20 protein-coding genes are annotated in these 23,275 nt (G+C 73.4%); 7 read left to right on the forward strand and 13 right to left on the reverse strand.

Annotation, left to right across the window (positions count from 1 at the left end):
* The first annotated feature begins 8 nt into the window (after nucleotides 1–8).
* Complete coding sequence (locus tag AC07VC_RS06780; RefSeq protein WP_494675407.1) at nucleotides 9–3,236, forward strand: arabinosyltransferase domain-containing protein; 3,228 nt, start codon at nucleotides 9–11, stop codon at nucleotides 3,234–3,236.
* 268 nt (nucleotides 3,237–3,504) lie between these two features.
* Here AC07VC_RS06780 and AC07VC_RS06785 read toward each other — a convergent pair whose 3' ends face one another.
* The 8 genes from AC07VC_RS06785 to AC07VC_RS06820 form a co-directional block, all read right to left on the reverse strand.
* Nucleotides 3,505–5,319, reverse strand: coding sequence for a hypothetical protein (locus AC07VC_RS06785; RefSeq protein WP_494675406.1), 1,815 nt, complete (start codon nucleotides 5,317–5,319; stop codon nucleotides 3,505–3,507).
* A gap of 272 nt (nucleotides 5,320–5,591) precedes the next feature.
* A complete protein-coding gene (locus tag AC07VC_RS06790) occupies nucleotides 5,592–7,610 on the reverse strand; it encodes a glycosyltransferase (RefSeq protein WP_317229162.1) in 2,019 nt (672 codons plus the stop codon).
* A 2-nt stretch (nucleotides 7,611–7,612) separates the two neighbouring features.
* Nucleotides 7,613–8,785, reverse strand: coding sequence for a UDP-galactopyranose mutase (gene glf / locus AC07VC_RS06795; protein WP_317229163.1), 1,173 nt, complete (start codon nucleotides 8,783–8,785; stop codon nucleotides 7,613–7,615).
* A 67-nt stretch (nucleotides 8,786–8,852) separates the two neighbouring features.
* Nucleotides 8,853–9,698 carry a glycosyltransferase gene (locus AC07VC_RS06800; RefSeq protein WP_494675405.1) on the reverse strand — a complete coding sequence of 282 codons (846 nt, stop codon included), beginning with the start codon at nucleotides 9,696–9,698 and terminating at the stop codon, nucleotides 8,853–8,855.
* Nucleotides 9,695–10,669: a glycosyltransferase gene (locus tag AC07VC_RS06805; protein ID WP_494675404.1), complete on the reverse strand. Its 975-nt coding sequence runs from the start codon at nucleotides 10,667–10,669 to the stop codon at nucleotides 9,695–9,697. The genes AC07VC_RS06800 and AC07VC_RS06805 overlap by 4 nt, the downstream gene beginning before the upstream one ends.
* Before the next feature lie 130 nt (nucleotides 10,670–10,799).
* Nucleotides 10,800–11,681 carry a glucose-1-phosphate thymidylyltransferase RfbA gene (gene rfbA / locus AC07VC_RS06810; RefSeq protein WP_494675403.1) on the reverse strand — a complete coding sequence of 294 codons (882 nt, stop codon included), beginning with the start codon at nucleotides 11,679–11,681 and terminating at the stop codon, nucleotides 10,800–10,802.
* 4 nt (nucleotides 11,682–11,685) lie between these two features.
* Nucleotides 11,686–12,291, reverse strand: coding sequence for a dTDP-4-dehydrorhamnose 3,5-epimerase family protein (locus AC07VC_RS06815; RefSeq protein WP_494675402.1), 606 nt, complete (start codon nucleotides 12,289–12,291; stop codon nucleotides 11,686–11,688).
* Between the two features lie 21 nt (nucleotides 12,292–12,312).
* A complete protein-coding gene (locus tag AC07VC_RS06820; protein WP_494675401.1) occupies nucleotides 12,313–12,813 on the reverse strand; it encodes a GtrA family protein in 501 nt (166 codons plus the stop codon).
* 180 nt (nucleotides 12,814–12,993) lie between these two features.
* On the opposite strand from AC07VC_RS06820, the gene rfbB reads away from it, so the two are divergent.
* The 5 genes from rfbB (at nucleotide 12,994) to AC07VC_RS06845 (ending at nucleotide 17,758) form a co-directional block, all read left to right on the forward strand.
* Nucleotides 12,994–13,983, forward strand: coding sequence for a dTDP-glucose 4,6-dehydratase (gene rfbB, locus AC07VC_RS06825; protein ID WP_494675400.1), 990 nt, complete (start codon nucleotides 12,994–12,996; stop codon nucleotides 13,981–13,983).
* A complete protein-coding gene (rfbD, locus tag AC07VC_RS06830; RefSeq protein ID WP_494675399.1) occupies nucleotides 13,980–14,834 on the forward strand; it encodes a dTDP-4-dehydrorhamnose reductase in 855 nt (284 codons plus the stop codon). Before rfbB ends, rfbD begins: the two co-directional genes overlap by 4 nt.
* Before the next feature lie 95 nt (nucleotides 14,835–14,929).
* Nucleotides 14,930–15,799 carry an ABC transporter permease gene (locus tag AC07VC_RS06835; protein WP_494675398.1) on the forward strand — a complete coding sequence of 290 codons (870 nt, stop codon included), beginning with the start codon at nucleotides 14,930–14,932 and terminating at the stop codon, nucleotides 15,797–15,799.
* A complete protein-coding gene (locus AC07VC_RS06840; RefSeq protein ID WP_317229171.1) occupies nucleotides 15,783–16,529 on the forward strand; it encodes an ABC transporter ATP-binding protein in 747 nt (248 codons plus the stop codon). The genes AC07VC_RS06835 and AC07VC_RS06840 overlap by 17 nt, the downstream gene beginning before the upstream one ends.
* 89 nt (nucleotides 16,530–16,618) lie before the next feature.
* Nucleotides 16,619–17,758: a glycosyltransferase family 4 protein gene (locus tag AC07VC_RS06845; RefSeq protein ID WP_494675397.1), complete on the forward strand. Its 1,140-nt coding sequence runs from the start codon at nucleotides 16,619–16,621 to the stop codon at nucleotides 17,756–17,758.
* Between the two features lie 12 nt (nucleotides 17,759–17,770).
* Here AC07VC_RS06845 and AC07VC_RS06850 read toward each other — a convergent pair whose 3' ends face one another.
* The 3 genes from AC07VC_RS06850 to AC07VC_RS06860 all read right to left on the reverse strand — a co-directional run bounded on the left by AC07VC_RS06850 (nucleotide 17,771) and on the right by AC07VC_RS06860 (nucleotide 20,851).
* Nucleotides 17,771–19,120, reverse strand: coding sequence for an LCP family protein (locus tag AC07VC_RS06850; RefSeq protein ID WP_494675396.1), 1,350 nt, complete (start codon nucleotides 19,118–19,120; stop codon nucleotides 17,771–17,773).
* Nucleotides 19,117–19,641 (reverse strand): 5-(carboxyamino)imidazole ribonucleotide mutase, encoded by a 525-nt coding sequence (gene purE, locus AC07VC_RS06855; protein ID WP_494675395.1) that lies wholly within the window; start codon nucleotides 19,639–19,641, stop codon nucleotides 19,117–19,119. Before purE ends, AC07VC_RS06850 begins: the two co-directional genes overlap by 4 nt.
* An 82-nt stretch (nucleotides 19,642–19,723) precedes the next feature.
* Complete coding sequence (locus AC07VC_RS06860) at nucleotides 19,724–20,851, reverse strand: 5-(carboxyamino)imidazole ribonucleotide synthase (RefSeq protein ID WP_494675394.1); 1,128 nt, start codon at nucleotides 20,849–20,851, stop codon at nucleotides 19,724–19,726.
* 134 nt (nucleotides 20,852–20,985) lie between these two features.
* Between AC07VC_RS06860 and AC07VC_RS06865 the strand changes: the two genes are divergently transcribed.
* A complete protein-coding gene (locus AC07VC_RS06865) occupies nucleotides 20,986–21,537 on the forward strand; it encodes a GtrA family protein (RefSeq protein WP_494675393.1) in 552 nt (183 codons plus the stop codon).
* Between the two features lie 88 nt (nucleotides 21,538–21,625).
* Here AC07VC_RS06865 and AC07VC_RS06870 read toward each other — a convergent pair whose 3' ends face one another.
* The gene (locus tag AC07VC_RS06870) at nucleotides 21,626–22,420 is read right to left on the reverse strand and encodes a PH domain-containing protein (protein ID WP_494675392.1); all 795 of its coding nucleotides are present in this window, start codon (nucleotides 22,418–22,420) and stop codon (nucleotides 21,626–21,628) included.
* 3 nt (nucleotides 22,421–22,423) lie between these two features.
* Entirely contained in the window at nucleotides 22,424–23,206 is a 783-nt protein-coding gene (locus tag AC07VC_RS06875; protein ID WP_494675391.1) for a biotin--[acetyl-CoA-carboxylase] ligase, read from the reverse strand.
* Nucleotides 23,207–23,275 lie beyond the last annotated feature (69 nt).

Consider the following 23,275-nt stretch of genomic DNA (forward strand, 5'->3'; position numbering starts at 1 on the left):
GGGTCACTGTGCCGTCCTCCTCCCCCGCGCCCGCGCCCGAGTCCCCCGAGCTCACCGGGAGGTCCAGCCGCCGGCCGCGGCCCGCGCTCCTCGCCGGCCTCCTCGGCGCGGTGGCCATCGCCTCCGGCGGCCTGCTCGCGCTGGCCCCCGTCGACACCGCCGACGTGCGCGTGGCGTGGCCCCAGGACGCGTCCGACATCCGCAGCACCTCTCTCCTGCTCACCAACCAGACGCCGCACTCCCTCGACGCGTCCTTCACGTCCCGGGCGGTGGAGGCCGCCGCCGCGACGGACGACGGCGTCCTGCTCGCGACCATCGATCCCGCCGAGCCCGAGGCGGCGGTCGACGGCCTCGTCCTCACCGCCAGCGGCACCGCGCTCACCCTCGAGGTCGACGGCGTCTCCGAGCGCCTGCCCCTCCGGGCCGGCGACGACGTCTCCTACGCCCTGCACTCGGACGTCCACGGGCTGACCCTCGATGCCGACGGCACGCGCGTCGTCGACCTCCCCGGCACGCTCCCGCCGCAGATCGACGCCCTGGTCTCCAGCGTCACGTCCCTCGACGCGCCGTCCGACCTCGCCGTCGGCGTGCAGGTCGTCGACGACTTCGACAGCACGACCAGCGGGATCAAGATCGCCGTCATGGTGCTCATGTGGCTGAGCCTCGCCGCCGCCCTCGTGCTCCTCGCCCGGGACGACCGGTTCCGGCGCCGCCGCCGGGACGCCCGGGCCGACGCCGCCGGCCCTCCGGCTTCCGGGGGCGCGGTGCTCCGGGACGGACGCCCGTCCGCGACGGCCTCCTCCCAGCCCGGCGGGTCCGCCGCGGCCCCCGAGCGCCGCCGCCCGCTGTCCCGGGTCCTCCGCGCCCTCCGCCCCGTGGACGCCGTGGTCGTCGCGGTGCTCGCGCTCTGGATCTTCATCGGCCCGATGACCGACGACGACGGCTACTACGCCGCGATGTCGCTCAACGACGGCGTCGCCGGGTTCGTCGGCAACTACTACCAGATGTTCAACCAGTCCTTCACGCCCTTCACGTGGTTCTGGCAGCTCCTCGGCGCCTGGCAGGAGCTCGGCGGGCGCTCGCCCGTCTGGCTCCGGACGCCCGCCCTCCTCGCGGGCATCGCGGCCTGGTTCGTGTCCCGCCACCTCCTCGAGCGCGCGGTCGTCCGCCTCTCGCGCCGTGCGCGCCTCTGGGCCCGCGGCCTGCTCGCGCTGACCTTCCTCATCTGGTGGCTCTCCTACACGATCGGCAGCCGCCCGGAGATCCTCGGGTCGCTCGGCGGCGTGATCGTCCTCGCCCTCGTGCTGCGCTCGCGGGACCGCTCGACCCTGCTCCCTGCCGCCATCGCCGCCCTGGTCGCCGGGCTGGCCTTCGCGGCGCACCCCACGGGCATCGTCGCCTTCGCGCCGCTCCTGCTCGGGATCCCCGGCTTCTGGCGCCTCGCGTCGGAAGGCGGCTCGCGCCTCGCGGCCGCCGCCCGCACGATGGCCGTGCTCTCCGTCGGGTCCGTCGCGCTCTTCGCGGCCTTCGCGGACGCGACGCTGTCGGACGCCCTCACGGGCCCCAAGCGCTTCGCCGCCGTCGAGACGCCCCTCACCTGGCTCGACGAGTGGTCGCGCTACGCCCTGCTCATGAACGACATCCCCATGGGGTCGTACGCGAAGCGGTCCGTCGTGCTCCTGGCGCTCGTCCTGCTCGTGTGGTGGGTCGCGACCTACGCCGCGTCGCGCATGTCGCCGCGCGCCGCGCGGCTGATCCCGGCCCCGCTCGAGCTCGCGGGCTGGGGCCTCGCGCTCTCGTTCGTGCTGCTGTGGATCACGCCCAGCAAGTGGACCCACCACTTCGGCGCCATCTCCTCCGTGGGTCCGCTGTTCGTCACCCTGCTCCTCGTCCTCGCGCCCGGCATCGTCGCGGGCCTCCTCCACGGCCGGCGCGCCCCGTGGTGGCTGACGCCGCTCGCCGTGGCGAGCCTCATCCCGGTCATCGTGTTCTCCCTGCACGGTCCGAACTCGTGGGCGTACGCCTGGGGCCAGGGCATGTTCGGCGACGGCCGCGACCCGGGGTTCGGCCCGATCCGCTTCGGCGCCCTGCCCATCTGGATCCTCGTGGCGGCCGCGGCCGTCGGCGTCGCGGTCCTCGTGCAGCGCCGCGCCGGCCGCGCCTGGTCCGAGCCGCGCGGCCTCTGGGCGGTCACGGCCCTCGCGACCGTCTTCGCGCTCGTCACGGGCGGCTACCTGGTCGGCACGTTCTCCCTGGCCGCGGCTCGCGGGCTCGACGGCTACTCGGTGGGCGCCGCCAACCTCGAGGATCCCGACGGCTCGCAGTGCCTCACGGGTGCGGCCATCACCACGTGGGACGCGAGCGCGGGCAGCGCCCTCGCCGTCGACGAGGGCGACGAGGCGGAGGCCGCCGAGCCGGGCTCGTTCGCGCTGGGCGGCGGCTGGCCGAGCTCGGACCCGCCGCCTGCGGTCGCCGACGGCGTCGCCCTGTGGGGCAGCTACGCCGAGGGCGGCGACACCGTGGGCCGCATGACGACCCCCTGGTACCGCGTCCCCGAGACCACCGCCCAGCAGCGCATCGCCGTGCTCGTCGGGGGCGAGCTCGCCACGGGGGACGCCGACCGCCTGCGCCTGCAGATCCGGGACTCCGAGGACCGCGTCGTCGACCTGGGCGGCGTCGCCGTCGAGGACACCGTGGACCGACCCGGGTGGCGCACCATCGCGATCGACCCGTCGCGGCTGACGCCGGGCGACACCATCCGCCTCGATGCGCAGGACGGCACCACCGGCACGGACGGCTGGTTCGGGTTCACCGCGCCCGTGCTCGTCGACCCGGTCCCCTTCAACGACCTCGCGGCCCCCGACGCGCCGACCGCCGTCACCTGGACCTCGTCGTTCTGGTTCCCCTGCCAGCGGCCCGTGTCGATCGCGCACGGCATCATCGAGCGCCCCGTCCTCGCGACCACGTTCGGCGAGAGCGGCCCCGACAACATCTGGGTGCAGCGTCGGGGCGGGTCCCTCGCCGGCGTCGAGCGCTCCTCCACGGTCGTGACCCTGGCGTCCGACATGGAGGGGGCCGGCAGCTCGTGGGGTCGCGTCCAGCTGTTCGACTACCCCTACGCGGCGGACGCGTACGACCTCACGGTCGAGCGCGTGTCGACCTGGGGCTGGCGGACGCCGTTCGACCCGGTGTCGCAGATCGTCGAGTTCGACCGGGACCAGGGCGCCTCCGAGTGACCCCGGCGACGGCAGTCGTCGTCGGCCCGGGCGGCATGCCGCCAGCCGGCGCCGTCGGGCCGGAGCGCCGCTCCGTCCTCCGCGGCACCCTCGGCTGACGCGCCGGCACCGCCGACGCGTCATCCGTCCGCAGGGTCGCCCTCCGCGCGGTGCCGCACCGGTCGCCGCCGAGGCGGGGACGCCGACGTCGCCTGCCGCCGGATCGGGGCGGACGCCGGGACGGGGGGCAGACGACGAGGACCGTGCACCCCGGGGTGCACGGTCCTCGTCATGGGGCGGGACTAGCCGAGACGACCTGCACGCCCTGCGCGCCCACCACGATCCGGCCTCCCGTGAACTCCTGGATCACTTCGCCCCCGGATGCGCGCTCCTCCCCGAGCGGCAGGCCCAGTCGGCTGGTCGCGGCGCCGAGCGCCACGTACCGGTCGCCGATCCAGCCGCGCACGATGAAGGCGCCGCGTGCGGACGAGTAGATGCCGCCACCCGTGAAGGCCTGCGCGGCGCCGTTCGGCACGGCGGTCTCGATGCCCGTCGGCGAGCCCAGGACGCCGGACTGCTCGCGCGCCTGGACGTACCGGTCGCCGATCCAGCCCCGCACCCCGAAGGCGCCGCGGGCGGACGAGTAGAAGCGGCCGCCCTGGAACTGCTGCTGCGCGCCCTGCGCGGTGGCCCGCTCGTCGGCCGTGGAGAGGCCGAACGCGCCTCCCGCGGCCCCGCGGGCGCGGTAGGCGTCGGCGATCCAGCCGCGGACGACGCTCGTGCCGCTGGAGGTCGCCGACACGAGGCCGCCCGTGAAGTCCTGCGAGGCGCCGCCCGGAACGGTCCTCTCGTCCGCGCGCGGGAAGCCGAGGACCCCGGAGTCGCGGCCGAGCGCCCGGTAGCGGTCGCCGATCCAGCCGCGGACCACGAACGCGCCGGCGGACGAGGCGACGACGTCGCCCCCGCTGAAGGTCTGGCGTGCGCCGCCGCGCACGGACAGCTCGTCGGTGGTCGGGAAGCCCAGCACCCCGCCCGCGCCGCCCGCGGCGGTGAAGCGGTCGCCGATCCATCCGCGCACCGCGTGGGCGCCGGCCGCGGAGGAGTACACCGACCCGCCGCCGAAGCGCTGCACCGCTCCCCCGGGGAGGGCCTGCTCGTCCCCGAGCGGAGCGCCGAGCGCCCCGCTGGAGGAGCCTCCGCGGATCCAGGCGTCGCGGATCCAGCCGCGGACCACGAAGGCGCCCGCGGCGGACGACACGATGGAGCCGTTCCGGAAGTCCTGCGCGGCGCCGCCGGGCACGGCCCGCTCGGGACCGACGGGCGCGCCGAGGATGCCGGAGGCGCCGCCGACCGAGCGGTACTTGTCGCCGATCCAGCCCCGCACGTCGAAGGAGCTCGAGCCGAACCAGTCGGTGAAGTACGCGTAGAAGTTGCGGTTGCCGTACGAGGAGCAGCGGCCGCCCGTGCCGTAGCCGGAGGCGAGCGCCTGCCGGTCGGGCTGGTACGGCGTGTAGTAGTACAGGCTGGCGGTCGCCTGGTTCGAGATGTAGACGGCGCTGCTGCCGCACGACGCGTCCGGGTGGTACAGCACCTGCACCGTCGTGCCCTTGGCGTAGCGCGTGTAGCGGGTGCCCCAGGACGTGCCGGGGCCGGTGCCGGCCGGGTTGGAGTAGCGCTGGAACGCCCACGCCGCCTTGTAGACCTGGTTGTAGAAGCCGTAGAACTGCGCGTCGCAGGCGGCGGTGTCGGGGCATCCGTAGCCGGTCGCGGACCGGTAGGCGCGAGCCGACGGCGCCGTGGACAGGACGAGCCCCTGCTCCTTCTGGAGGAGCACGATGAGCACCTGCGGGTTGATGCCGCAGGCTCGGCCCACCTTCGCGATGATGTCGGCGGCGCTCTCGTTGCGGGCCCCCTGGTACGGGCCGCACATGGGGTCGGCGCCGCGGGAGAACGTGTCCTGCCGGTAGTCCTTCAAGCAGGTGTAGCCGGAGCGGCACGCGGCTACGCGCTGGGCGAGGAAGGCCTGCACCTGCGGCGCGCTCATCGTGCCCTCGTCGAAGAACACGGCATCCGAGATGATCGCGCCGGGGCGGAATCCGGACATGTCCGCGGCCTGCGCCGCCTCCGGCCCGCCGACGGCCCCCGCCATCATGATCCCGCACGCTGTCGCGATCGCGGCGATGACCGCCACCATCCGACGCGCGGATCCCCTCATCCGTCGCACTTGACGCCCCCGCTCCCGGGGGCCCGAAGCGCGCCCCGCTGGGACATGCTAACCGCTGGTCGGCGCGACCGGTCCGCCGGGACGGGCGGGACGACGCCGGGCGGCGACCCCGCCGTGCGGCCCGGCGTGGACGCCGGGGCCGCGCCGGAGGGTCAGCGCCCGTCGCGCGGCGGCGTGACGCCGAAGCTCCGCGCCCACTCCCGCTCGCTCGTGATGCGGGGCAGGGCGGCCCGGTACGCGGCCCGCAGCTGCGGCCAGCGCGCCAGGATGCGGGCGCGCAGCACGATGCTCGTGACGAGCATGCGGCGGAAGGTCGCCGGGTCGCGGCGGTGCAGGAGGGCCGCGGATCCCTCGGCGTTCGAGACGAGGACGCTGTCGTAGTTCGGCACCACCCACCAGCGCGCGTCCGCGAAGGCGAGGTGCGCCTCGGGAGCGCTCTGCGCCGCCGGCTTCACGGGGGTGAACGCGTGACGGAGCACGACGCGCGCCAGCCACACCGGGCGCGTCAGGGCGTTCGGCGCGCGGTACTGGCGGGGTCGGCGGCGGGACGCGAGCGTGCCCTCGACGGCGGGCAGCTCGTCGCGGTCCTTGATGGCGACGCCGTCGGTGAAGCGCGTGGCGAGCTCCCGCGTGCGGGCGAGCCGCGTGACCATGTCCTGGTGCAGCCCGCGGGGTCCGCGGAGGATGTTGCGGTACGCCTCATGCCGTGCCGCCAGGGCGAAGTACTGCATCGAGATGAGGTGCCGCACGTCGGTGGCGAGGTTCGCGGTGAGGAGCCGCCCGCCCCGCGGGAACGGCGAGTGCAGGAGCGCCACGATGAGCCGGTTGCGGGCGTGGAAGAACGCCTGCCAGTCCTGCGAGTCGTCCTTGTCGACCCAGGAGACGTGCCACACCGCGGCGCCCGGGAGCGTGACGGTCGGCACGCCGTGCTCGCGGGCGCGCAGCGCGTACTCGGCGTCGTCCCACTTGATGAACACGGGCAGCGACAGCCCGATCTCGCGGATGGTCTCGACGGGGATGAGGCACATCCACCAGCCGTTGTAGGCGGCGTCCACACGGCGGTGCATCCACCGGGTCTGGCGGAGGTTCGACGAGGGGAAGTCGTGGCGGGTGGGCGTGACCGGACCCCACATGAAGTTCCACATGTCGAAGCCCTCGGCGTACGCGTGGAGCTTGCCCTTGTCGTACATGTCGAACATGTGGCCGCCGACGATGGTCGGCTTGACCGCGTAGTCGGCGAACTTCAGCGCACGGCGGATGCTCTCCGGCTCGATCGTGATGTCGTCGTCGAGGACGAGCACGTAGTCGGACTCGCCGGCCTGCAGCGTCTCGTACATGCCGCGCGAGAAGCCGCCGGAGCCGCCGAGGTTCGCCTGGTCGATGACGCGGAGGCGGCCGCCGAGCAGCTCCTCGGCGCGCGGGAACTCGGGCTGGTCGACGATCTTCTGCGTGCCCTGGTCCGTGACGAAGACGTTGTCGATGAGCCGGGTCACCTCCGCGTTGGCGCCGATGTCGGTGAGGAGCTTCACGCAGTACTCGGCGCGGTTCAGCGTCGTGACCGCGAGGCTCACGGATCCGGTCGAGCCCGTGCGGGTGACGGTGCCCGCGGGGGCGAACCAGGCCGCCTGCACGAGCGAGAGGTCGGCCTCCTCGCCCACGAGGTCGAACCAGTACCAGCCGCCGTCGGCGAAGTTGGTGAAGGGCAGCTCGAAGGTGCTCGTGGTGGCGCCGTCGAGGACCCGGCCCTCGACCTTCTGGATCACGCCGCGCGCGTTGGAGCGGTAGACGATGACCTGCCCCTGGCCCTCGGTCATGACCTCGAGCACGACCGACGCGAGCGACGTGTGCGCGCGCCAGTAGGCGGCGGGGAACGCGTTGAAGTAGGTGCCGAACGAGACCTTGCGGCGGTGGGGCACGCGGAAGCCGCCCTCGCCGTCCATCGCGCTGAGGATCCCGATGTCGGACAGGCGCACCACCGCGCGGTCGTGGTCGGCGTCGATGACCTGCATGTTCGTGCCGTGCTTCCGGCGGTCGACGACCGGGATGCTCGTCCAGTAGTCGGCGTCGACGTAGAGCGGCACGGTGTCCGGGTCGTGGTCCGTGGGGAAGATGACGCGCTGCAGCAGCAGCGCCTCGTCCCGGCCCGTGGCCTCGATGAGGGCGTCCGCCATGATCAGGATCCTTCCGTCGCGACCGGCGCGAGGACCGGCTTGAGGACGTTCTCGTACATCGTGAGCGCCGAGCCGATGGCCATGTGCATGTCGAGGTACTGGTAGGTGCCGAGGCGGCCGCCGAAGTAGACGCCGTCCTCCGCCGCGGCGAGCTCCCGGTAGCGGAGGAGGCCCTGGCGGTCGTCCGGCGTGTTGACGGGGTAGTACGGCTCGTCCTCGCGCTCGGCGAAGCGCGAGTACTCGCGCATGATGACCGTCTTGTCCTCGGGGTAGTCGCGCTCCGGGTGGAAGTGGCGGAACTCGTGGATCCGCGTGTAGGGCACGTCCGCGTCGGCGTAGTTCATGACGGGGGTCCCCTGGTGGTCCTTGATCGGCAGGACCTCCCGCTCGAAGTCGAGCGTCCGCCAGGACAGCGCGCCCTCCGAGTAGTCGAAGTAGCGGTCGATCGCGCCCGTGTAGACGACGGGGACGCGCCCGACGGTGGAGGACTTCGTGATCTCCTGCGACTCGTCGAAGAAGTCGGTGGAGAGGCGCACCTCGATGTTCGGGTGGTCGGCCATGCGCTCGATCCACGCGGTGTAGCCGCCGACGGGCAGGCCCTCGTGTGCGTCGTTGAAGTAGCGGTTGTCGTAGTCGTACCGCACGGGGAGGCGGGAGATGACCTCGGCCGGGAGCTCCGTCGGGTCGGTCTGCCACTGCTTGGCCGTGTAGTCGCGGATGAACGCCTCGTAGAGCGGACGCCCGATGAGGCTGATGCCCTTCTCCTCGAGGTTGCGGGCGTCGCCCGACTCGAGCTCCGACGCCTGCTCCTGGATGAGGCGCCGCGCCCCCTCCGGTCCGTGCGCCGCGCGGAAGAACTGGTTGATCGTGCCGAGGTTGATCGGCAGCGGGAACACCTCGCCGCGGTGGTTCGTGTAGACCTTGTGGACGTAGGGCGTGAACTCCGTGAACCTGTTGACGTACTCCCACACGCGCTCGTTGGACGTGTGGAACAGGTGGGCCCCGTAGCGGTGGACCTCGATGCCCGTCTCCGGGTCGGCCTCGCTGTAGGCGTTGCCGCCGATGTGGTCGCGGCGGTCGATGACCAGCACCCGGAGGCCGAGCTCCTCGGCCACCCGCTCCGCGATCGTGAGGCCGAAGAATCCGGATCCGACTACTACGAGGTCATGGGCCATGGAGAACGGGTCCCTTTCATGTCTGGGGGGTCGTCGCGGCGCGACGACCCCAGGGTACCCTCCCGGCTCAGGGGCCGACGCGACCCGCGCCGGACCCCCCGGCGAAGACCCGGCCGTACGCCCACCGGCGCAGCCGCTCGGGCACGAGCCGGTAGCCGCCGCGGATCGCGACGTTGCGGAGGGCCTGGAACGGCGTGGTGAAGCGGCGGCGGCGGAACTCGCGCTGGAGCCGCAGCTCGGCCCGCAGCTGGGAGAGCCCGCCGCGACGCGCGTAGGCGCCGTCGCTCACGCGGTACATGACGAGGGGCTCCGGGATGTTCTCCACCCGGGCGCCCTGCTGCACCATGCGCGCGAAGAGGTAGTAGTCCTCCATCAGGCCGATGTCGATGTAGCCGCCCGCGGCGCGCACGGCCGAGCGGCGGTAGACGACGGTCGGGTGGTTGAACGGGTCGTGGAAGCGGGCGTACCCGCCGATGCGCGCGGCGCCGGTCGGCGGGGTGCGGGTGCCGACGATGGTCCCGACCTCGTCCGCGAACTCGTACATGCCCGTCCCCACGAGGTCGAGACCCGTGCCCATCAGCTCGAGCTGCCGCGCGAAGCGCTCGGGCAGGGAGATGTCGTCGGCGTCCATCCGCGCGACGACGTCGTGGTCGCACGCGTCGAGGCCGCGCTCGAGCGCGTGGGCGAGCCCGGCGTTCCGGGCCAGCCGGACGACGGAGGCCGGCACCGGCGACGCGGCGACGACCTCGTCGACCGCGCGGGAGAGGGCGGCGGAGACGGGTCCGTCCTGCACGACGACGACCTGGTCGGGGCGCAGCGTCTGCTGCTCCACGGAGCTGCGGAACGCCCGCACGAAGTAGTCGGGCTTGTCGCCCGAGTAGACGGGGAGGAGGAGGGTGAAGGGCTCCGTCACGCGCGCGCCCCCGCGTCCGCCTCGACCCAGGCGACGTCCTCGCTCGCGGCGCCGAGCCCCGCGAGCACGATGACGTTCGGACGCGGGCGCGTGAGCAGGCCCGTCCGGAGCCCGCGCAGGAGGCCCGACAGGAGCACGCGCCGGTCTCCCGAGCGGAGGATCGTGCGGGTCCACGAGCGCAGCGCCGCGCCCGTGTACAGCACGCGCTCCGCCGCCGTCAGCGACGGCGACAGGCGCATGAGCCACGCCTTGTTCCGGACCTCGTAGAAGAAGCGGGCCCCGGGATCGACGTCCGCGGCGCCGAAGGTGCGCGTCCGGTGCTCGACGGTGCTCGCGGAGGACACGAAGCCGCGTCCGCGGCGCAGCAGCCGGGTGCTGTACTCGAAGTCGTCGTTCCACAGGAAGTAGTCCGCGACCGGGAGTCCGTGGCGCCGGACCGCGGCGGCCTCGACGAGCAGCGAGACGAACGAGGCACTCCGGACCGGGTACGCGCCGTGCGCGGCCGCGCGCTCGCGCGACGACCGCGAGGCGCCCGGCCGGACGCGCGGGGTGTTCATCGGGTGCGGACGGCCGTCGACCCAGCGGACGGCGGAGGCCAGCACGACGGTGCCGGCGGGCGCGCGACGTCGGGTGGCCAGCAGGGCCGCCAGGGCCCCTGGGTCCGGGACGGTGTCGTCGTCCATCAGCCAGACGGCGTCGGCGTCGTGGACGGCCAGCGCCCGCGCGATCGCCACGGTGAAGCCGCCGGCCCCGCCCGTGTTCCGCGGCAGCACCACGAGGTCGACCTGCGGGAAGCGCTCCCGGATCACGTCGGCCGTGCCGTCGGAGGAGGCGTTGTCGACCACCACGATCGCGGCCGGCGCCACGGTCTGCTCGGCGAGCGCCGCCAGGGTCTCCTGGACGAGCTCGCGGCGGTCGAAGGCCACGACCACGGCGACGATGCGCGCGCTGCGCTCCACGTCGGACGGCATCCGGTCCTCTCCTCGGTCATCGTCCGCGCACCCCTCGGTCGGGCGGACGTCGGCGTGCGCCGGGCGACGGGGTCGACCGGGAGGCGCGCCGGGCTCCCCCGATGGTAGCGGGGAGCGGCCGGACGGCCGGTCAGCGCCCGGGCTGGGCGGCCGCCTCGGCGAGGGCCGCGAGGTAGCTCCCGTAGCCGCTCTTGATGAGCGGGGCCGCGAGCTCGCGGAGCTGGTCGAGGTCGATCCACCCGGCGCGGTACGCGATCTCCTCGATGCAGCCGATCTTGAAGCCCTGGCGGTCCTCGATGACCTTCACGTACTCGGAGGCCTGCATCATGCTCTCGAACGTGCCGGTGTCGAGCCACGCGGTGCCGCGGTCGAGGACCTGCACGCGCAGGCGGCCCGCCTGGAGGTAGTGGTCGTTGACCGCGGTGATCTCGAGCTCGCCGCGCTCGCTGGGCTCGATGGACTTGGCGATCTCGACCACGTCGTTGTCGAAGAAGTAGAGGCCGGGCACCGCGTAGGCGCTCTTCGGCTGGGCCGGCTTCTCCTCGATGGAGACGGCCGTGAAGTCGTCGTCGAACTCCACGACGCCGTAGGCCGTCGGATCGGCGACGTGGTACGCGAAGATCAGCGCGCCGTCGATCCCGGTGTTCTTCCGGAGGCTCGTGCCGAGGCCCGCGCCGTGGAAGATGTTGTCGCCGAGGACGAGCGCCACGGAGTCGTCGCCGATGAACTCCTCGCCGATGACGAACGCCTGCGCGAGGCCGTCGGGCGAGGGCTGCACGGCGTACTCGATGCGCATGCCGAGGTGCGATCCGTCGCCGAGCAGCGCCCGGAACTGGTCGTTGTACTCGGGCGTCGTGATGATGAGCACCTCGCGGATGTCGGCCATCATCAGCGTCGACAGGGGGTAGTAGACCATCGGCTTGTCGTAGATCGGCATCAGCTGCTTGCTGATGCCCTTCGTGATCGGCCACAGCCGCGTGCCGGAACCGCCGGCCAGGATGATGCCCTTCACGGGATCAGCTCACCTTCTGGGAGTCGTGGAAGGCGCGCATGTCCGACCAGGTGGGGAGGAGACCGGCGGCTGCCGCCTCGGCGAGTGTGGGCGCCGCGAGGTCCTTCGGGGAGAGCAGCGCCTCGCCCGCCTCCTCGGGGAAGCGGAGGTCGATGTCGGGGTCGAGCGGCGTGATGCCGTGCTCGGCGGCCGGGTTGTAGACGTCGCTCACGAGGTACGTGACGGCGGCGTCGTCGGTCAGCGCGACGAAGCAGTGGCCGAGGCCCTCGGAGATGTACACGGCCCGGTGGGTCTCGGTGTCGAGGCGCACGCTGTCCCACTGTCCGAACGTCGGCGAGCCGACGCGGATGTCGACGATGAAGTCGAGCACGGCGCCGGAGACGGCCTTCACGTGCTTGGCCTGGCCGCGGGGCACGTCGGCGAAGTGCACGCCGCGGACGACGCCCCGCCTCGACACGCTCATGTTCGCCTGACGGAGGTCGAGCGGGTGGCCGACCGCCTCCTGGATCTCGTCGAACCGGTACCACTCGAGGAACACGCCCCGGTCGTCGGTGCGCTGGACGGGGGTGAGCTCGTACGCGTCGGGTACGGCGAGTTCGCGGATCTGCACGGAGCCGACCCTAGCAACGCGTCAGGCCGGCCCCGCGGCGCCGGCGCCCGACGGACCGTCCGGGGGCTCCCCCTCTCCGGGGGACGGGCGCCGGAACGAGAACCGCCCGTGCCCGACGTAGCTCACGACCGTGATGAGCACGACGAGCATCGCCTGCGCCCCGAGCCGCGGGACCCCGAGCGCCACGAGCACCGGCAGGAGCACGGCGTTCAGGGCGATGGAGACGAGGTAGACGGAGATGAACCGCCCGAGGTCCCGCAGCAGGTGGCCGCGGACCCGGTAGACGAGCCGGCGGTACAGCGCGAAGGCGACCGCGATGGCGACCGCGTAGCTGCCGAGGAGGGGGACCAGGGATCCCGCGACGGGGTTCCCGGCCCGGTCGAGGGCACGGCCGACGGTCGCCTCCAGCGCCGCGAACAGCACGAAGGCGAAGCCCGTGTTGAATCCGCCGACGAGGAGGAACCGCACACGGCGGTCGCCGAGGAGCTCCCGCAGGCGGGCGACGGGGGTGATCCGGGGCACGCGTCCATGATGCCCCGCCCGTCCCGGCCGCGCCCGCGGGGCGCCGCACCCCTGATGTGGGGGGAGCGGTCCCCTCGGCCGCGCATGCCCCGCTCGATAGGATCGAGCGCCCGGCGCCCGAACGCCGGTCCATGACGCCGGCCCACCCGCCCGGCGTCTCTATCGAAGGACGTATCCCCCATGAGGATCCTCGTGACCGGCGGCGCCGGCTTCATCGGCTCCAACTTCGTGCGCCACGCGCTCCAGGACCACTACGCCGGGCTGGAAGGCGCCGACGTGATCGTGCTCGACGCGCTCACCTACTCCGGCAACCTCGAGAACCTGGCCCCCGTCAGCGACTCGCCCCGGTACACGTTCGTGCACGGCGACATCCGCGACGACGCCGTGCTCGACGAGTGGATCCCGAAGGTCGACGCGGTCGTGCACTTCGCCGCCGAGAGCCACGTCGACCGCTCCGTGCGCGACGCCAGCATCTTCGTCGAGACGAACGTGCTCGGCACGCAGAAGCTCCTCGACGCCGCCCTCCGCCACGACCTGGAGCGCTTCGTGCACGTCTCCACCGACGAGGTCTACGGGTCCATCGCCGAGGGCTCGTGGGACGAGGAGCGGCCGCTCGAGCCGAACTCCCCCTACTCCGCCTCCAAGGCCGGCAGCGACCTGCTCGCCCGCTCGTACCACCGCACCCACGGGCTGAACGTGTCGATCACGCGCTGCTCCAACAACTACGGGCCGTACCACTTCCCCGAGAAGGTCATCCCGCTGTTCGTCACGAACCTCATCGACGACCGGCACGTGCCGCTCTACGGCGAGGGCCTGAACATCCGCGACTGGCTGCACGTGGACGACCACTGCCGCGGCATCGCGCTCGTGCTCGTGCAGGGCGCGCCCGGCGAGATCTACAACATCGGCGGCGGGACCGAGCTCACCAACCGCGAGCTCACGCAGCTCCTCCTCGACGCCACCGGCCGCGACTGGTCGTACGTCGACCGCGTCGAGGACCGCAAGGGCCACGACCTCCGCTACTCCGTCGACATCTCCAAGATCCAGCGCGAGCTCGGCTACGCGCCCCAGGTGCCGTTCGAGCGGGGCCTCGCCGACGTCGTGCAGTGGTACCGGGACAACCGCTCGTGGTGGGAGCCGCTGAAGCAGCGCGCCGAGCTGCCCGCGTGAGCCGGATCCTCGTCACCGGCGCCCGCGGGATGCTCGGGCAGGACCTCCTCCCGGCCCTCGCCCGCCACGACGTGACCGCGCCCGCGCGCTCCGAGCTCGACATCGCCGACGAGGCCGCGGTCCGCGCGGCCGTCGCCGGGCACGACGTGGTCGTGAACCTCGCGGCGTACACCGCGGTCGACGCGGCCGAGGAGCACGAGGAGGAGGCCCGCGCCGTCAACGCGACGGGCGCCGGCGTCCTCGCGCGGGCCGCCGCCCGGGAGGGCGCCCGCATCGTGCACGTGTCCACCGACTACGTGTTCGACGGCTCCGCCGACGCGCCGTACCCGGAGGACGCCCCGCACGCTCCCGTCTCCGCCTACGGCCGCACCAAGGCCGAGGGCGAGCGGCTCGTGCTCGCGGGCCACCCGGCGGGCGCGAGCGTCGTGCGCACCGCCTGGCTGTACGGCGCGGGGGGCCCGAGCTTCCCGTCGACCATGCTGCGGCTCGCGGGGACGCACGAGACGGTGTCCGTCGTCGACGACCAGCGCGGGCAGCCGACGTGGACGGTCGACCTCGCGGCGCGCCTCGTCGAGCTCGTCGAGGCTGGCGCACCCGAGGGCGTGTTCCACGGGACGTCGTCGGGCGTCGCCACCTGGTACGACCTGGCGCGGGCCGTCTTCGCCGAGGCGGGACTCGATCCCGAGCGCGTGCGGCCGACCGACAGCGCGTCCTTCGTGCGGCCGGCGCCCCGCCCCGCGTACTCCGTGCTCGGCCACGACGGCTGGGCGCGCGTGGGGCTCGCCCCGCTGCGGGACTGGCGGGAGGCGCTGTCCGACGCCGCCGCCCACGGCGTCCTCCGGGCACCCTGACGGCTACACTCGTGTCCGGTCCGATCCCGGACGCCGTCCCCGTCCCCGCTCCGCGCCCCGCGCGGACCCCACGCAGTCCGAAGGGCACCACCGACGTGTCGAGCATGACGAGTTCCGAGGCGCGGGAGTTCTCGAGGCCCGGCACGGGCGCGGGCCTCCTCGACGTCTACCGTCGCCGCTACCTCCTCTCCCTGCTCGTGCGCAAGGAGGTGCAGGTCAGGTACCGCGGCTCGGTGCTCGGATGGCTGTGGTCGTACGTGAAGCCGGCGGCGCAGTTCGCGGTGTTCTTCATCGCGATGGGCGTGTTCCTGCGGCTCAACCAGAACCAGGTCAACTACCCGATCTACCTGTTCTCGGGCATCATCCTCATCAACTTCTACACGGAGGCGTTCTCCAACTCGACGAAGTCCCTCGTCGACAACGGGGCGCTGATCAAGAAGATCTACCTGCCGCGGGAGCTGTTCCCGGTGTCGAGCACCTTCGTGGCGCTCGTGAACTTCCTGCCGCAGCTGGTGATCCTGCTGGTGGTCTGCCTCTTCGTGGGGTGGGCGCCGACGCCGGTGCAGGTCCTGGGGATCCTGCTGGGCGTCGCCATCATCGGCACCCTGGCCATCGGCCTCGGCATGCTGTTCGGCGCCGCCAACGTCTCGTTCCGCGACTCCCAGAACTTCGTCGAGCTCATCGTCATGGTGGTCGTGTGGGCCTCCCCGGTGCTCTACCCCTTCGCCCAGGTCCGCGACGTGCTGCCGGACTGGCTGCTCGTGGTCTACCAGCTCAACCCGGTCACGGCCGCGGTCGAGCTCTTCCACGCGGGCTTCTGGTACCCGACCACCGCCGGCACGGGCGACCTGCCCGAGAACCTGTGGATGTACGGCTTCATCGCCCTCGGCGTCTCGCTCCTGAGCCTCCTGCTCGGGCAGCTCGTCTTCAAGAAGCTGGAGGGGCGCTTTGCCCAGGACCTCTGAGTCGGACGCGCTCCCGCGCATCATCGTGGAGAACGTGCGGAAGTCGTTCCTGCTGCGCCACACGCACTCCATCAAGGAGACGGTGATCGCCGCCGTCCGCCGCAAGCCGCTCGCCAGCACCTTCGACGCGCTGGAGGACGTCAGCTTCTCCGTGCGTCCCGGCGAGTCCGTCGCGCTGCTCGGGTTCAACGGCTCCGGCAAGTCCACGCTCCTGAAGCTCATCTCGGGCGTCTACCAGCCGGACAGCGGCGAGGTGCTCGCGCGCGGGCGCATCGCGGGCCTCATCGAGGTGGGCGCGGGCTTCCACCCCGACCTGTCCGGGCGCGAGAACATCTACCTGAACGCGGCGATCCTCGGCATGGAGCAGCACGAGATCGATGCGCGCTTCGACCAGATCGTCGCCTTCAGCGAGATCGAGAAGTTCATCGACACCGAGGTCAAGCACTACTCCTCGGGGATGTTCCTCCGGCTCGCGTTCTCGGTCGCCATCCACACCGAGGTCGACATCCTGCTGGTGGACGAGATCCTGTCGGTCGGCGACGAGCCGTTCCAGCGCAAGTGCCTCGCGAAGATCCGCGAGCTGCACGACCAGGGCAAGACCCTCGTGGTCGTGAGCCACGACCTCGACATGGTCTCCGACCTGTGCGAGCGCGGCATCCTCATCCAGTCGGGCAGGGTCGCCTTCGACGGCCCCTCCAAGGAGGCCGTGGAGCGGATGCGCCAGGGCTGACGCCCCGGCGCTCCTCCCGGGCGCCCGCGGCGGCCGTCGGTACGATGGTCCTCCCGCGGGCCGACCCGACACCCGCGCGATGGAGGACCGTGACCACCACGCTGCGCGTGATCATCGACCAGTTGACCGGACCCACGCCCGGCGGCATCGGCCGCTACGCCGAGGACCTGACGAGCGCCGTGGTCGCCGCCACGCCGAGCGGCTGCGAGGTCGAGGGCGTCGTCTCCGCGATCACGCCGGAGCAGACGGCCGACCTCGAGGCGCGGCTGCCGGGGCTCGCCCGCATCACGCGCGTGCCGCTCCCCCGCCGTGAGCTCTCCCGCGCGTGGCAGCTCGGCCTGCCCACGCCCGGGACGACCGGCATGGTGCACGCTCCGGGCCTCCTGGCGCCCCTCCGACGCCACGACCGGGTCAACACGCACGACCAGATCGTCGCCACCATCCACGACGTCAACGCGTGGACGCACCCCGAGAGCATGACGAGCGCCTCCGTCTCCTGGACGAAGGCCATGGCCAAGCGGGCGCGCAAGCACGCCGACGCCGTGGTCGTGCCGTCGCACGCGCTGGCCGAGGAGCTCGCGCGGTACGTCGACCTCGGCGACCGCGTGCGGGTGATCGGCGGCGCCGTCAGCCCGCGCATCGCGCTGCCCGAGGACCCGGGGGCCCGCGCCGCCGAGCTCGACCTCCCCGCCGACTACCTGCTCACGGTCGGCAGCCTCGAGCCGCGGAAGGGCGTGCAGGCGCTCGTGCAGGCGCTGGCGCGACCGGAGACGGGCGACCTCCCCCTCCTCATCGTCGGGCCCGCCGCCTGGGGCGACGTCGAGCTCGCCCAGGTGGCGGACGAGGCGGGCGTCGACCCGTCGCGGGTCCGCAGCCTCGGATCCCTCTCGGACGCCGACCTCGCCGTCGCCCTCGACCGCGCCACGGTATTCGTGCACCCCAGCCTCTCGGAGGGCTTCGGCCTGCCCGTGGTCGAGGCGCTGTCGTTCGGCACGCCCGTCGTGCACTCGGACGCGCCCGCGCTGCTCGAGGTCGCGGCCGACGCGGGCGTCGTGGTGCCGCGGGACGACGCCGACGGGTACCCCGAGCGCCTGGCCCACGCCATCGGCGGCCTGCTCTCCGACGCCGCCGCGCGCGAGCGCCTCGCCGTCGTCGGCCAGGACCGGGCCCGCGCCTTCAGCTGGCGCGATGCCGCCGAGAAGGTCTGGCAGCTGCACGCCGACCTGTAGGCGCGGCGCGGGTCAGCCCGCGGAGCCCTCCGCGAACCGGTCCTGGATCGCCTGGCGGATGGCCGGGAAGTCCGGGTCCTGCGAGTCGAACCGGGGCGGCACGATCTCCAGGTCGTCGATGGGCTGCCCCTTCGTCTTCAGCGCCAGCCGGGTGAAGTAGCCCAGCATCCCGCGCGGGATGTCGGTCTTGACCACCTGCTGGCCGGCCTCCGCGATGGCGTCGAACTTGGTGAGCACGTTGGCGGGGTCGAACTGCTGGACGACGGCCTGCTGGACCTCGCGCTGGCGCGCCATGCGGTCGTAGTCCGTGGTCTGGTAGCGGGACCGCGCGTACCAGAGGGCGTGGTAGCCGTCGAGCCGCTGCCTCCCCGGCTCGATCCACTCGGGGATCGGCACCGGGTTGAACTGCTCGTCGTGCCCGGAGCCCATGCCGATGCGCCGCTGCACGTCGATCTCGATGCCGCCGAGCGCGTCGACCATCTCGGAGAAGCCCTCCATGTCGATGAGCGCGTAGTACTGGATCGTCAGCCCGGTGACGCCCTGCACGGCCTCGCGCATCGCCTCGATCCCGGGGAGGCTGCCGCGCTCCACCGCGTCGGGGTAGAGGTCCTGCTTGTAGACCTCGACCTCCGTGTAGATGGAGTTGAGCATGCAGGCGTCCACGTCGCAGCGCCGGTACCCGTCCGGGTACCGCGCCGCGAGCGGCGAGCCGTCGGAGAACGGCACGTCCTCCATGTCGCGCGGGAGGCCGACCATGGTGGCCTGCCCGGTGTCGGCGTCGATGCTGACCACCGTGATGCTGTCGGGGCGGAGGCCCGCGCGGTCGCTGCCCGCGTCACCGCCGAGCAGCATGATGTTGTACCGCCCGTCGACGGGCGCCTCGCTGGCGTAGTCCCCGAAGATCCCGCCGAGGGCGCCGCGGCCGACGCCGACGACGTAGGCCGCGTAGGCGGCGGAGCCCGCGGTGCCCACCATGAGGAGCACGGAGAGCGCCGCGATGACCGGCCGGGCGCGGGGCGCGACGCGGATGATGCGGGCGAGCCGCAGGGTGTCGAGCGCGAGCACGACCCAGAGCACCGCGTAGGCCGCGAGCACGACCTGCAGGACGACGAGCAGCCACTCCTCGGACACGAGCTGGATGAGCGCGCCGCGCGCGAAGAGCGCGAGCCCGCCGACGACGACGGCGATGCCCCAGACGACGAGCGTGGAGGCGAGGCCGATGCGGCCGAGGCGGCGGTTCCCCGCGAGGACCTGGGCGGATCCGGGGATGAGCACGTTCAGCACGACGAGCCACCAGGCCCGGGTGGTCATGATCCGCGGCGACCGGCTGTCCGGGTGCCGGATGGGCTGGGTCAGGCTCACGCGCGCGACGAGACCTTCTGCCGCAGCGCGGCGTCCTTGCGCTCGACGAGCTCGGCGAGCTCCGTGCGGTGGCGCGCGAGGGCGTCGGCGATGCGCGCGTCGGAGGTCGAGAGGATCCGCGCGGCGAGGAGCCCCGCGTTCTCCGCGCCGCCGATGGACACGGTGGCGACCGGGACGCCCGCGGGCATCTGGACGATCGACAGCAGCGAGTCCATGCCGTCGAGGGTCGCGAGCGGCACGGGGACTCCGATGACGGGCAGGGTCGTGACCGAGGCGAGCATGCCGGGCAGGTGGGCGGCGCCGCCGGCGCCGGCGATGATGACGCGGATCCCCCGCTCCCGCGCGGCCTGCCCGTAGGCGATCATGCGCTCGGGCGTGCGGTGCGCGGACAGGACCTCGACCTCGTGGGCGATGCCGAGGGAGTCGAGCGCGACGGACGCCTTCTCCATCACGTTCCAGTCGGAGTCGGAGCCCATGACGAGGCCGACGAGTGCAGGGGTGTCGGGATTCACGGGCTCCATGCTAGGTGCCGGATCCCGCGTGCCCGGCCTCGCCACGCAGCCGCCGCCGGAGCGCGCCGGGGAGGCCGGGCGCGGCCGCGCGTCAGCCCCGGAAGAACGCGGCGGCCGCGCGGGCGCGGTACGCGGTCTCGTCGAGGTCGTCGCCGACCACTGTCACGTGGCCGACCTTGCGGCCGGGCCGGGGCTCCTTGCCGTAGAAGTGGAAGCGCGCCTCGGGCTGGTCCGCGAACGCGCGCGGGTAGCGGTCCGCGACGGTGCCCTCCTCGGGGCCGCCCAGGACGTTGATCATGACCGACCAGGGCGCGAGCGGGCGCGGGGAGCCGAGCGGCAGGTCCAGCACGGCGCGCAGGTGCTGCTCGAACTGGCCGGTCACCGCCCCGTCCATCGACCAGTGCCCGGTGTTGTGCGGGCGCATGGCCAGCTCGTTCACGAGAAGGCGGCCGTCGACGGTCTCGAACAGCTCGACCGCGAGGACGCCGGTGACGCCGAGGCCCTCCGCGATCCCGCGGGCCATCTCCTCGGCCGCCTCGCGGAGGCGCGGGGTCGCCCCGTGCGCCGGCGCGATGACCTCGGCGCAGACGCCGTCCCGCTGGATGGACTCGACGACCGGCCACGCGGCGATGTCCCCGGAGGGCCGGCGGGCGACGGACTGGGCGAGCTCGCGGGCGTAGTCGACGAGCTCCTCGGCGAGGAGGGCGTCACCGGCGCCGAGCGCGGCGAACCAGTCCTCGGCCTCGTCCGCCGATCGCACGACCCGCACGCCCTTCCCGTCGTATCCGCCGCGCGGCGTCTTCACGACGGCGACCCCGCCGTTGTCGGCGAGGAAGGCGGCGAGCGCGGCGCGGTCGGCGACGCGCGCCCAGACCGGCACCGGGACGCCCAGCTGCTCCAGGCGCTCGCGCATGAGGAGCTTGTCCTGGGCGACCATCAGGGCGTCCGGCCCGGGGTGCACCGCGACGCCCTCGGCGACGAGCGCGCGCAGCACGTGCTGCGGCACGTGCTCGTGGTCGAAGGTGATCACGTCGACCCCGCGCGCGAACTCGCGGACCGCGTCGAGGTCGCGGTAGTCGCCGACGGCGGTCGCGGCGAGGGCCGCGGACATGCCGTCGGCCTCGGCGAGCACGCGGATCCCGATGCCGAGCTCCACGGCGGGGGCGATCATCATCCGGGCGAGCTGGCCGCCGCCGACGACTCCGACGATGGGCGTCATGGTGTGCTCCTCTGCGAAGGTGGGGGGCCCGAGGGCGCCTACGGGCGTCGGCGCGACAGCCGTCGCGCCACCAGCCGGTAGCATCGTCCGTCACGCCACCCGCCATCCTCCCCCATCCAGGACGGACCCCGCCCATGTCCCCCCGCCGCTCCCTCGCGTCGCTCGGCATCCAGATCGCCCGCTTCGGCCTCGTCGGCGGCCTGGGCTTCCTGGTGGACCTCGGGGTCTTCAACCTGCTGCGCGCGACCGTCTTCCACCCGGACGCCGTCGAGGCCGGACCGATCCTCGCGAAGGCCGCCTCCACCGTCGTCGCGATCGCCGTGAACTGGGTCGGCAACCGGTACTGGACCTTCGGGGCCGACCGCACCGCACGGCGCGGCCGGGAGGCGCTCGAGTTCCTCGCCGTGAGCCTCGTCGGCATGGCCATCGGCCTCGGCTGCCTCTACGTCTCGCACTACGTGCTGGGGCTCACGTCCCCGCTCGCGGACAACGTCTCCGCGAACGTCATCGGCCTGGGGCTCGGATCCGCGGTGCGCTTCGTGCTGTACCGGCAGTGGGTGTACTCCCCGGCGCGTCGCCACGCGGCCGCGGCGCGGGACTCCGACGCACGGTCCTCCGACGCGTCCCGCACGGCGGCGCCTCTCGCGCAGGACGCCGCGGAGCCGGAGCGGATCGCGGTCCCCTAGCCGCGGCCGCCGCGGGAGCCGCCGGAGCCGCGGGCATCGCCACCCCGGCGCCGAGCCGGTGGCCGCGTGGGCGCTATCCGGCGGACGGTCAGGACCGCTGCCAGGGCTGGGTGTCGTCCGGCCACGCGGACCGGGCCTCGTCCTGCTGCCGCCATGCGGCGTCCCCCGGGCGCCCGCGACGCGACTCCTCCTGACGGCGCCGCTCCGCGACCATGTTGGCGTTCTCCTCCATGAGGTCCTGCAGGGCCTGCACGACGAGCCCGGCCGACGGGACGTCGCGGAGGACCACGGGGGCCTCGAGCCCGGCGTTGATCGTCACGTTGCCGCTGCGGTGCAGGTGCTGCAGCGGTCCGCGCCGGAGCGTCACGTCGTAGCCGCGCGAGTGCAGGAGCTCCTGGCGCGTGCGCACGAAGAAGCCGTGCGAGACGACGAGCCGGCGGGTCGTGACGATGTAGCGGCGGTTGAGCCAGACGAGCACCGGCAGGACCGTGACGAACACGCCCACGCCGGCGAGGGACACGAGCAGCAGCATGTTCTCCCACGGCTCCGGGAACCACGCGCCGAAGTAGCCGGCGGCGAGGCAGATCGCGAGGAGCAGGAGCACCGGGAGGGTGAGGGCGCGCCCGTGCGGCCGGAGCCGGACGAGGACGCGCTCCGGGTCGGCGGCGACCACCTGCTGGGGCGGCGCGGCGGGCGGGGCGACGGGCCGGCCGAGGCGCGGATCGACGACGTGCGACGACGTCAGGCGGGCCGCCTCGTCGTCGGCGATGCGCCGGCGCTCCTCCTTCTCGGCCCTCCGACGAGCCCGGCGTCCGCCGCGGACGGGCAGCGCCCGACCGCCCTCCCCGGGTGCGTACCGCTGCGTGTCACCCGTGTGCGCCATGCCTCATTGATACCGCAGATGCGTCACGTCCCCGGCGGCGACAGACGTGACGGCCGGATCCCCGGCGGACTCCACGGTGAGGCGCCCGTCGTCGTCCACCCCGGTCGCGCGCCCGAGCAGCTCCCCGCCGCCCGGCAGCTCGACGCGGACGTCCCGCCCGATCGTCGCGCACGTGCGCCCCAGCTCGTCGACGAGGCCGGCCGCCCGCGCGTCGCCGTCGGCGGCGGCGTACGCCCGGTACCGCGTGCGGAACGCCGCGAGGTACGCGGCGAGGATCCCGTCGACGTCCGGCCTCCGCACGCCCGCCAGCAGGAGGGACGTGGAGGTGGCGGTCGGCAGGTCCCGCTCCTCGAGCGTGAGGTTGAGCCCCGTCCCGAGGACGACCCGGCCCGGGGCGACGAGCTCGCCGAGGATCCCAGAGACCTTCCGCCCGTCCACGTGCACGTCGTTCGGCCACTTCAGCGTCACCTCAGCGGGCGCCGGGACGACCTCGCGCAGCGTCGCCACCAGGGCGAGGCCCGCGACGAGGGGCAGCCAGCCCGGGTCGAGGTCCGTGCGTCCCGGCGCGCAGAGCACGCTCACCGCGAGCGTCCGACCGGGCGGCGCCACCCACGTCCGTCCCCGCCGCCCGCGCCCGGCGGTCTGGTCGAGCGTCAGCAGGACGGAGCCGTCGGGCCAGGCGGAGGGATCCGCCGTCGCCCGCCGCGACAGCTCGTCGTTGGTCGAGCCGACCGTGTCGAGGGCGACGAGGCGCGGGGCGGCGAGGCGGCTGAGCGGGAGGTCCATGCCGTCACCGTAGCGACCGGATCAGGAGGAGACCGCACCCGGGACGCGCCGCCTTCTGTGCGGTCCCTA

The organism is Clavibacter sp. GW821-FHT01D01 (genome assembly GCF_059422605.1).

What these genes read in the sequence shown, in the direction of transcription:
- AC07VC_RS06785 (WP_494675406.1), bottom strand. Translation starts at nt 5,319, where the DNA reads ATGTCCGGATTCCGCCCCGGCGCGATCATCTCGGATGCCGTGTTCTTC.
- AC07VC_RS06790 (WP_317229162.1), bottom strand. Translation starts at nt 7,610, where the DNA reads ATGGCGGACGCCCTCATCGAGGCCACGGGCCGGGACGAGGCGCTGCTG.
- glf (WP_317229163.1), bottom strand. Translation starts at nt 8,785, where the DNA reads ATGGCCCATGACCTCGTAGTAGTCGGATCCGGATTCTTCGGCCTCACG.
- AC07VC_RS06805 (WP_494675404.1), bottom strand. Translation starts at nt 10,669, where the DNA reads ATGCCGTCCGACGTGGAGCGCAGCGCGCGCATCGTCGCCGTGGTCGTG.
- rfbB (WP_494675400.1), top strand. Translation starts at nt 12,994, where the DNA reads ATGAGGATCCTCGTGACCGGCGGCGCCGGCTTCATCGGCTCCAACTTC.
- purE (WP_494675395.1), bottom strand. Translation starts at nt 19,641, where the DNA reads ATGGAGCCCGTGAATCCCGACACCCCTGCACTCGTCGGCCTCGTCATG.
- AC07VC_RS06860 (WP_494675394.1), bottom strand. Translation starts at nt 20,851, where the DNA reads ATGACGCCCATCGTCGGAGTCGTCGGCGGCGGCCAGCTCGCCCGGATG.
- AC07VC_RS06865 (WP_494675393.1), top strand. Translation starts at nt 20,986, where the DNA reads ATGTCCCCCCGCCGCTCCCTCGCGTCGCTCGGCATCCAGATCGCCCGC.
- AC07VC_RS06870 (WP_494675392.1), bottom strand. Translation starts at nt 22,420, where the DNA reads ATGGCGCACACGGGTGACACGCAGCGGTACGCACCCGGGGAGGGCGGT.
- AC07VC_RS06875 (WP_494675391.1), bottom strand. Translation starts at nt 23,206, where the DNA reads ATGGACCTCCCGCTCAGCCGCCTCGCCGCCCCGCGCCTCGTCGCCCTC.